This window comes from Dorea sp. 210702-DFI.3.17 (assembly GCF_020560825.1).
GTDB lineage: Bacteria > Bacillota > Clostridia > Lachnospirales > Lachnospiraceae > Dorea > Dorea formicigenerans.
Genome location: NZ_JAJCNB010000009.1, coordinates 77,677 through 85,867 on the forward strand (window position 1 = coordinate 77,677; position 8,191 = coordinate 85,867).

Annotated in this window: 7 protein-coding genes; all 7 read left to right on the top strand. The window is 42.0% G+C overall.

Translation table 11 applies throughout. From position 1 onward, the window contains the following. Window positions 1-21 precede the first annotated feature (21 nt). Window positions 22-1,122, top strand: coding sequence for an FtsW/RodA/SpoVE family cell cycle protein (locus LI149_RS07080; protein WP_215651105.1), 1,101 nt, complete (start codon window positions 22-24; stop codon window positions 1,120-1,122). 13 nt (window positions 1,123-1,135) lie between these two features. Then, window positions 1,136-1,939 carry a cell division protein FtsQ/DivIB gene (locus tag LI149_RS07085; RefSeq protein ID WP_117494757.1) on the top strand — a complete coding sequence of 268 codons (804 nt, stop codon included), beginning with the start codon at window positions 1,136-1,138 and terminating at the stop codon, window positions 1,937-1,939. Between the two features lie 117 nt (window positions 1,940-2,056). Next, complete coding sequence (gene ftsZ, locus LI149_RS07090) at window positions 2,057-3,301, top strand: cell division protein FtsZ (protein WP_005331622.1); 1,245 nt, start codon at window positions 2,057-2,059, stop codon at window positions 3,299-3,301. Window positions 3,302-3,745: 444 nt separating this feature from the next. Further along, a complete protein-coding gene (locus LI149_RS07095; protein ID WP_118000127.1) occupies window positions 3,746-4,522 on the top strand; it encodes a sigma-E processing peptidase SpoIIGA in 777 nt (258 codons plus the stop codon). Window positions 4,523-4,676: 154 nt separating this feature from the next. Next, the gene (gene sigE, locus LI149_RS07100; RefSeq protein ID WP_005331619.1) at window positions 4,677-5,417 is read left to right on the top strand and encodes an RNA polymerase sporulation sigma factor SigE; all 741 of its coding nucleotides are present in this window, start codon (window positions 4,677-4,679) and stop codon (window positions 5,415-5,417) included. A 37-nt stretch (window positions 5,418-5,454) separates the two neighbouring features. Continuing rightward, window positions 5,455-7,062 (top strand): MBL fold metallo-hydrolase RNA specificity domain-containing protein, encoded by a 1,608-nt coding sequence (locus LI149_RS07105; protein WP_005331618.1) that lies wholly within the window; start codon window positions 5,455-5,457, stop codon window positions 7,060-7,062. Between the two features lie 193 nt (window positions 7,063-7,255). Then, the gene (gene sigG / locus LI149_RS07110; RefSeq protein WP_022279784.1) at window positions 7,256-8,035 is read left to right on the top strand and encodes an RNA polymerase sporulation sigma factor SigG; all 780 of its coding nucleotides are present in this window, start codon (window positions 7,256-7,258) and stop codon (window positions 8,033-8,035) included. Window positions 8,036-8,191 lie beyond the last annotated feature (156 nt).

Below are 8,191 nucleotides of genomic sequence, written 5' to 3' on the forward strand. Positions count from 1 at the left end.
AGTGCGAATGGATTGACACGTATGGCAGCAAGAGGCAGATACGATTATACGCTCCTGACAGTACTGGGAATTCTGGTGCTGTCAGGTCTTATCATTCTGTATAGTACAAGTGCGTATAATGGGGAAGTGAAATTCTGTGACAGTTCCTATTATCTGAAAAAGCAGGTATTTGCGACTGGTCTTGGTTTTCTGGCAATGTTTTTTACTGCACAGCTTGATTATCACAGATTGAAGAACATAGCGTGGCTTTGTTACCTTGTGGCGCTGCTTCTGTCGATTGCTGTCATATTTGTGGGCAGGGAGTATAATGGTTCCAAGCGCTGGCTTGCACTTGGTCCACTGTCATTTCAACCATCGGAATTTGCAAAGGTTGCGGTTATTTTATTTCTGGCTTCTTACGTCACACGCAATGTGAAAAAAATGTACCGTATGCGGACATTGATAAAAATCATGATAGTCGTGCTGCCGATAGTAGGATTGGTCGGAGCCAGTAACTTGAGCACAGCAATCATTATTCTGAGTATAGCAGTCGTCTTGATTTTTGTGGCGAGTCCAAAGTACGGGCAGTTTATTTTTCTGGGAGCGGCCGGGGCAGGATTTATGGGAATCTTTCTTGCTTTGGAGAGCTACCGGCTGGAACGGCTTGCAGTCTGGAAGAATCCGGAAGCTTATGAAAAGGGATATCAGACTCTGCAGGGATTGTATGCAATTGGGAGTGGAGGATTATTTGGAAGAGGGCTGGGACAGAGTATTCAAAAGCTTGGCTTTGTACCGGAAGCCCAAAATGATATGATTTTTTCCATCATTTGTGAAGAACTTGGATTATTTGGCGCATGTTTTATTCTGATGCTTTTTCTGCTTCTGATTTGGCGTTTTTTTGTCATTGCAACGCAGGCAAAAGATCTGTTTGGAGCATTGATTGCTTCCGGGGCAATGGCACATATGATGATTCAGGTCATCTTAAATATTGCGGTCGTGACCAATACGATCCCCAATACTGGAATTACGTTGCCATTCATTAGTTATGGCGGAACTTCAGTTGTATTTTTACTGGTAGAAATGGGGCTTGTACTAAGCGTCTCGAAAAATGGAAGTTACTGTGAAGAGGAGATTACAGAATAAGGAGCAGGGGTGAATGAAAAGGGAAGAATACCTGGACGACTATCAAGATCATGCAGAAAGACGTCCGAAAAAGAAAAAAAAGAAGAAAAAACGAAAACATAGAGTTTATGCTTTTTTTGTATTGCTCTTTGCCTTTTTAATTCTTGTACTTGGAATTTTTATTTTGTTTCATGTCCAGAAAGTAGAAGTGAAGGGAAATGATTATTGCAGTACAGAAGAAATTGTAAAATCTGTTCAGAACGATAAATATTCGGTCAATGGGCTGTATGTGCTTGCAAAATATAAACTCGGTTATGGAAAACAGCCGGACTGTTTTGAAAGTATTAAGGTAAGCCTTAAAAATCCGTGGACGCTTAAGATTACGGTTCAGGAGAAGGAAAGAATCGGATATGTAATGGATTCAGATGGAAAGTATTACTATTTTGACCAGGATGGTATGGTCGTAGATGTAGAGGAAGCGCCGGTAGATGGAATTCCGCTTGTAGACGGTATGGATCCGGATGAACTTAAGCTTTACCACAAATTGAAAAAGAAAAGTTCGATTATCTATCAGGAGATACTGGAAGCTACCAGAGAGATGAAAAAGTACGAGTTGTCTGTCACAAAGATTATGTGTCGTTCTGACAGAATTTATGTGTACATCGGGAATGTATGTGTGAGCCTTGGAAATGATGTCACTTCCGTGAAAGTTGCGCAGATTCCTAAGATTCTTGAAAAGCTGGAAGGAAAAGAAGGAACGCTTCATCTGGAAAATTTTTCTGATGAGAGTGACACAGCGACTTTTGATATTGGAGTTTTTCCGGAAGATGCAGGATAAAACAAAAAAAATTGAAAAAGTCATGAAATTCTATTGATATTTTGGACAAAAGTCTATATTATAGAAATATATATGGGTGTATAATGTATAATAAGGATAACAAAGGAGGAGAAACCCTTGCTAGAAATTAAAACCAACGAGTCAGAAGCAGCGGCTAAGATCATAGTTGTAGGAGTCGGCGGTGGCGGTAACAACGCTGTGAACCGAATGATCGACGAGCAGATTGCCGGTGTGGAATTTATTGCAATTAATACAGATAAACAGGCACTTCAGTTAAGTAAGGCTCCGACACTTTTACAGATCGGAGATAAGATTACCAAAGGTCTTGGTGCGGGAGCAAGACCGGAGATTGGTGAGAAAGCTGCAGAGGAAAGTTCCGAAGAGATTGCAGCAGCATTAAAAGGAGCAGACATGGTCTTCGTTACCTGTGGTATGGGTGGCGGAACAGGAACAGGAGCTACACCGGTTGTAGCACGTATTGCCAAGGAACAGGGTTCCCTGACAGTCGGAGTTGTAACAAAACCGTTCCGTTTTGAGTCCAAGACACGTATGAACAATGCTCTTGCAGGAATTGAAAAATTAAAAGAAAGTGTAGACACACTGATCGTCATTCCAAATGATAAGCTTCTTGAGGTTGTTGATAGACGTACAACTATGCCGGAAGCACTTAAGAAGGCTGATGAGGTGTTACAGCAGGGTATTCAGGGTATCACAGACCTGATCAATGTACCATCCTTGATCAACCTGGACTTTGCAGATGTTCAGACTGTTATGACAGACAAGGGAATCGCACATATCGGTATCGGTATGGGACGCGGTGACGATAAAGCGCTTGAGGCAGTAAAACAGGCAGTTGCCAGTCCTCTTCTGGAGACAACAATTGCCGGAGCTTCTCATGTTATCATCAATGTATCCGGAGATATCACTCTTATGGATGCATCAGATGCAGCTGAGTATGTTCAGGATCTTGCCGGAGAAGATGCGAATATTATCTTTGGTGCAATGTATGATGATTCCAAGGCTGATGAGGCTACGATCACAGTTATCGCAACAGGACTTCACAATGTAGGAGGTACAGCTTCCAAATTAAAATCCAGACTGGAGAGCCAGCGCCCGGCAGCAAATGTGGGGCATACGGCTACACATACAGGACATGCTTCTGCATATGACAGACAGCCGGTTCGCCAGCAGGCAGCTCCAAAGCTTGATATGAGTATGGGATCTGTGAACAGAACAGTGGAAGAGCCGGAAGTTCCTAGAAGAACAGTTGGAGGAACATCACCTTCCATGGAGACACCGAGAACTCCGACAAGCCGTGTAAAAGAGCAGTCTATCAAGATTCCAGATTTCTTTAAAAAATAGGAATTCATATTAGAATACAAGATTGAATGAATAAAAGAGTCAAAGAAACGAATAAGTTTCTTTGACTCTTTTTGTATATAATAGGAAATTGCATTTCCTATTATATACAAAAAGCCTCCGGCAGGATGCGCACTGCGGCGTACAATGATGATGTCGCAAACGACTGCCGCAGGCGCCAGAATATGCCAAGGCACATTCTTTATTCATCATTGTAAAAATACATCGACAAAAAATTCGTTCATTTGTGGTAAATACATGAATTATGTCATATGAAATTACATGGCGAAAAAACATGGAAAAAGAAGGGATAATGCGTAAAATCCTGTCGTAATAAACTGAATTGTTTCTTTCATTATCTGACAAAATCTACGTGTGGTCACACGTATAATAAAATCACTCAAAAGTACAAAATCGATTGCGTATACAAGAGGAAGAAGGTGGAACATGCACTATGAGCTGTACATAGATCTGTTTTTTCTTATTAATTTTCTGATGGATTATTTCCTGTTATTAATGGTAGGAAAGATGCTTAAGTGCCGGATCAGACGTCTGCGAATTATTGCGGGAGCAATGGTCGGTGCGTTTCTGACTTGCATATTTGTGGTCTTTTTGCGAGGAAAGATATGGAGGCTTGTGTTGTTTCACGGAGTCATGAATATGTGTCTGTTGAAAACAGGACTTGGGATAAAAGAAAAACGTACTCTGATAAAAGCATGGATATTGCTGTATGTCAGTGCATTTTTACTGGGCGGTATACTGAATGTATTTCAGCCATACGTTCGTGGAGGTGCAGTGTTTTTAATACTTGCATTTGCAGGATATCATCTTTGTCTTGGAATATGGGATTTGCTGGCTTATTTTCATAAAAATATGGCTGGCTCCTGTAGAGCCAGGCTGTATCAAAACGGAAGAGAATGTGAGATTTATGCCATTATTGACACTGGAAACAGGTTGCGGGATTCGTTGACGGGAAGACCGGTTCATGTAATTACAGGAGAGATAGCCGAAAAACTTGGCTGCACAGATTTTTCAAGTAAACGTGTAATCACCTATCAGAGTATTGGAAAGGAAAATGGTACGATGCCGATCCTTATGCTGGATTGTTTGTGCTGTCAGTGTGAAAAGGAAGAAAAATGGGTGGAAAAACCACTTGTGGCAGTCAGTGAGAGACAGAAGCTTTCCAATGTATATGACATGATCTTGAATCCTGATGATTTATAGCAGGCAGAAGAATAAATCGGATATTGAAAAATGTATTTATAGTCATTGTCGAAGTAAATAGTGGATTTAATATGGAAAGACATCTGTGAAAATGGAAGCCATGAAATGACTGATAAGTAAATAAAAAAGTTAATTTGTAAATGGAGGAATAGATATGTTAATGAAAGCAGTTATGCCCAAAAAGTTTCAGTTAAACGTAATTCCGGATTTTCGGACATTTTTATTTCCGGACGGAGGAGAGATACACTATATCGGAGGGTCAGACATTTTGCCTGCACCGTTAGAAGCAGATGATGAGGCGAGAGCAATCGGTTATCTGGGAAGTGCACATGACGAAGAGGCGAGGAAACTTCTGATAGAACATAATTTGCGCCTGGTCGTTTATATAGCGAAAAAATTTGATAATACTGGTATCGGAGTGGAAGATCTTATTTCCATCGGAACAATTGGATTGATTAAGGCAATTAATACATTTAACCCGACGAAAAATATAAAACTTGCGACCTATGCTTCCCGCTGTATTGAAAACGAGATTTTAATGTATCTGCGACGTAATAATAAAACGAAACTGGAAGTGTCAATCGATGAGCCGCTGAATGTGGACTGGGATGGAAATGAACTCTTGCTGTCAGATATTCTGGGCACGGAGGAGGATACGATTTATAAGGATCTGGAGCAGGAGGCAGAGAGGAAGATTCTGATAAAAGCACTGAATCTGTTGTCAGCAAGAGAACGTTCTATCATACAGATGCGCTTTGGTATCGGAACTGTGGACGGGGAGGAAAAGACGCAAAAAGAGGTGGCAGATCTGCTGGGGATTTCCCAGTCCTACATATCCAGACTTGAGAAAAAAATTATGGTGCGCCTGAGAAAAGAAATGGTGAAGTATTCCTGAAAAAGTGGTAGAATGAAAATAAAAAGGGGATACGTGTATGAAGCTTACTTTTATAGGAGCGGACCACGAAGTGACAGGCAGCTGCCACCTTGTTGAGGCCTGCGGAAAGAACATTCTGGTAGACTGCGGTATGGAGCAGGGGCCAGATCTTTACGAGAACCAGGAAATCCCGGTTGCATCGGGAGATATAGATTATATTCTCCTGACGCATGCACATATCGATCACTCCGGAAAGATTCCGATGCTCTGCAAACAGGGATTTCATGGAGAAATCGTAACAACATTTGCCACATCAGATCTGTGTAATATCATGCTGCGTGACAGTGCCCATATTCAAGAGTTTGAGGCGGAATGGCGGAATCGTAAAGCAAGGCGAAGCGGCGGACCGGAATATGAGCCGCTCTATACAATGGCGGATGCCGATGCAGCGATCAAATTGCTGGCACCGTGTGATTATGATCAAAGAATTACACTGTGTGACGGAATAGATATTCGTTTTACGGATGTAGGGCATCTTCTTGGCTCTGCGGCAATCGAGATGTGGATCACAGAGGGAGACATTTCCAAAAAGATCGTATTTTCCGGAGATGTGGGAAATCTGGATCAGCCGATTATCAAGGATCCAAAGAAAGTGACAGAAGCAGATTATATTTTGATTGAATCTACATATGGAGACCGGGTGCATGGGGATGTAAGACCGGATTATGTCGGAGAGTTTACAAGAATTTTAAAGGAGACTTTTGACCGCGGAGGGAATGTGGTCGTTCCGTCCTTTGCAGTGGGACGTACACAGGAGCTTCTGTATTTTATCCGTGAGATCAAGGAGAAAAACTTGCTGCCGGACTATCCGAATTTCGAGGTTTATGTGGATAGCCCGTTGGCAATTGAAGCAACGAACGTATTTAATAAGAATGTAAAATCCTGTTTTGACGAGGATGCACTTGCGATTATTGAGAAAGGAATCAATCCACTTGTTTTTCCGGGCTTAAAAACAACGATTACAAGTGATGAGTCCCGGATGATCAATTTTGATACAAAACCGAAGGTTATCTTATCGGCATCAGGAATGTGTGAGGCAGGACGAATCCGCCACCATTTGAAGCACAATCTATGGAAAAAAGAAAGTACGATCTGTTTTGTAGGATATCAGGCGGTGGGAACACTGGGACGAAAGCTGATTGAGGGTGCGGAATGCGTCAAGCTTTTTGGTGAGACAGTCGAAGTCAATGCGAAGATCGAAAGTCTGAAAGGTATCAGCGGACATGCAGACCGGAACGGACTTTTAGACTGGCTGTCAGGATTTGAGAACACACCGCAGCATGTATTCGTAGTTCATGGTGAAGATCAGGTTACGGATACATTTGCAGAAGCAATTACGGAAAAGTTTGGCTGGCCGGCCATGGCACCGTATTCCGGAGGATGTGTGGATCTTGCTACAGGTGAAATCCTGTCAGTTGGAATTAAAGAACCGAAAAAGGCAGTGGAAAAACCAGCACAGATCCGTAAGCAGAATGCATTTTACAGAGTGGTCGCAGCGGCAAAGAGGCTGCTTGATGTGGTATATAAGAATGAAGGACTTGCAAACAAAGAACTGATGAAGTTCGAGAATCAGATTAATAATCTGGCAGACAAGTGGGACAGATAAGAGTGTCAGATTTGGCAAAATAATCAGACCTATAAAATGGTTTGCATGGCTGGCGGGATAAGATGATGCCGGACATGTGATGTCAAGGGGCAAAAGTTTTTTAATTTCATGACACTTACGAATAAGTAACCTGCATATGGAGAGAATTTCTACTAGACGTAATCAGAAAACATCTGGCAGGAGGTTCGAAAAAATGCAGGGAAAAGTTGAAATATGTGGTGTGAATACGGCAAAGCTTCCTATCCTGAAAGAAGAGGAGAAGGAAGCTTTGTTTGCGCGTATTAAAGCGGGAGACGATGAGGCAAAAGAGGAATATATCAAAGGAAATTTAAGACTGGTTCTAAGTGTGATCAAACGATTTCATTCCAGTAATGAAAACCCCGATGACTTATTTCAGATTGGTTGTATCGGGCTGATTAAGGCAATCAATAATTTTAATACGGAGCTGGACGTCAAATTCAGTACTTATGCAGTGCCTATGATCATTGGAGAAATTCGGCGTTACATGCGGGATAACAGCAGTATACGAGTCAGCCGTTCCCTTCGTGATACCGCATACAAAGCAATTTATGCGAAAGAAAATTATGTGAAACAGAATATGCGAGAGCCTACAGTTCAGGAAATTGCACAGGAGATTGGAATAGCCAAGGAGGACATTGTCTATGCGCTAGATGCCATTCAGGCACCTATGAGCCTCCAGGAACCAGTGTACAGTGACGGAGGCGACGCACTTTACGTGATGGACCAGATCAGCGATCACAAGAATAAAGAAGAAAAATGGGTCGAAAGCCTGTCGCTACAGGCTGCCATGGAACATTTAAACGAACGGGAAAGATACATTATTTCCCTTCGCTTTTTTGACGGGAGAACCCAGATGGAAGTGGCAAGAGATGTGGGAATCAGCCAGGCACAAGTAAGCCGCCTGGAAAAAAATGCACTTCGCATAATGAGGCAGTATTTGGTGGAAAGTTAAAAAGGGACAGGTGTGAGAAGCACTAAAGCCCGTAAAAACGTAGGTGGGGTTAAAAAAAGGGACAGGTTAAAGTCCAATTGGGGACGGGGTTTTTTTGAAAACAATGTCATTAAGTTAAGGATAAAATTGTAATTATTGAGGCTTTGACACTTCTTT

Bases quoted from the DNA above. Each gene is read 5' to 3' on its own strand.
- LI149_RS07080 (WP_215651105.1), top strand. From the start codon at position 22: ATGGCAGCAAGAGGCAGATACGATTATACGCTCCTGACAGTACTGGGA.
- LI149_RS07085 (WP_117494757.1), top strand. From the start codon at position 1,136: ATGAAAAGGGAAGAATACCTGGACGACTATCAAGATCATGCAGAAAGA.
- LI149_RS07095 (WP_118000127.1), top strand. From the start codon at position 3,746: ATGCACTATGAGCTGTACATAGATCTGTTTTTTCTTATTAATTTTCTG.
- sigE (WP_005331619.1), top strand. From the start codon at position 4,677: ATGTTAATGAAAGCAGTTATGCCCAAAAAGTTTCAGTTAAACGTAATT.
- LI149_RS07105 (WP_005331618.1), top strand. From the start codon at position 5,455: ATGAAGCTTACTTTTATAGGAGCGGACCACGAAGTGACAGGCAGCTGC.
- sigG (WP_022279784.1), top strand. From the start codon at position 7,256: ATGCAGGGAAAAGTTGAAATATGTGGTGTGAATACGGCAAAGCTTCCT.